Origin of the sequence: Alcanivorax sp. UBA3183 (assembly GCF_002364155.1) — a bacterium.
Classification (GTDB): Bacteria; Pseudomonadota; Gammaproteobacteria; order Pseudomonadales; family Alcanivoracaceae; genus Alcanivorax; species Alcanivorax jadensis.
The window spans coordinates 4,719-5,637 of the sequence record NZ_DEXN01000027.1 but is presented as its reverse complement, the minus strand read 5'-3'; the positions used below and the strand labels follow the sequence as shown (position 1 = coordinate 5,637).

The following is a 919-nucleotide window of genomic DNA, read 5'->3' as shown; positions in this document are numbered from 1 at the left end:
GCTGCACTCAACCCAACCTGCGCGGTTTTCCATTTTCAACGTTTAACTTGCCGCTCTTTTTCCGCCAGCACCTGGCTGTACCCATCCTGATAACCCGGATAGCGCAGGGTGTAATGCCCCTGGCGAATGTACTGGCTGCGGATCCGCTTGCCAGCGGGCGCGTCATCGGGCACCGCCAGGGTCAGTCCCTGTTGCTGAGCCAGCCATTGCAGCACGTCCAGATTGCGGCCGCCCACGTTGTCGGTGCCGATCACCAATGGCGGCATTTCCTGCCCCGCCAACCAGCCATCGGCCACCTGCTTCAGCAGGCCAACGCAATCGTCCCGATGAATGCGATTGGTCCACTGGGCGGAAGGCAGTGCTTCCTCGCCGCGAGCGAGACGGGCCGCCTTGTCGATCTGGCGATAGCGACCTGGCCCGTAGATGCCAGAGAAGCGCACCACCGTGCAATGGGAGCGGATGCTGAGTTCCTCTTCCGCCGCCAGCAACACCTTGCCGTTGTAGCGAGACGGCGTTGGCGGCGTCAGCTCGTCCACGCCGCCTTCAACGTCACCAAAGACCGCCGTGCTGGAGACGAACACCACCGGCGGCAGCGGCTGCTGGGCCGCCAGGGCATCCAGCAGGGTCTGCGGCGCCCGCACGTAGGCCTTCAGATACCCTTCCTCGCTGTATTCAGACGGCGTCATGATGATAATGACCAGATCCACCGGGTCCGGTGGCAGCATGGCTGCGCCTGCAAGCAAATCCTGGCTGTATAGCTCCACACCGGCGGGACAGCGGCTGCCCCGTCGAATGGCGCTGACCCGATGACCCTCGGCCAGAAACTGCTCCGCCAGGCCGGTCCCCAGGTCACCCAGGCCGGCAATCAGAATGTGGGACATAAATGCAAAACCAATTAATAGTTAATAGTGAATAGTTA

At 62.0% G+C, this 919-nt stretch carries 1 protein-coding gene; it reads right to left on the bottom strand.

The window, feature by feature from the left end; genetic code table 11:
- Window positions 1–35: 35 nt before the first annotated feature.
- Window positions 36–881: an NAD-dependent epimerase/dehydratase family protein gene (locus B3Q33_RS10530; RefSeq protein WP_273009665.1), complete on the bottom strand. Its 846-nt coding sequence runs from the start codon at window positions 879–881 to the stop codon at window positions 36–38.
- Between the last annotated feature and the right edge of the window lie 38 nt (window positions 882–919).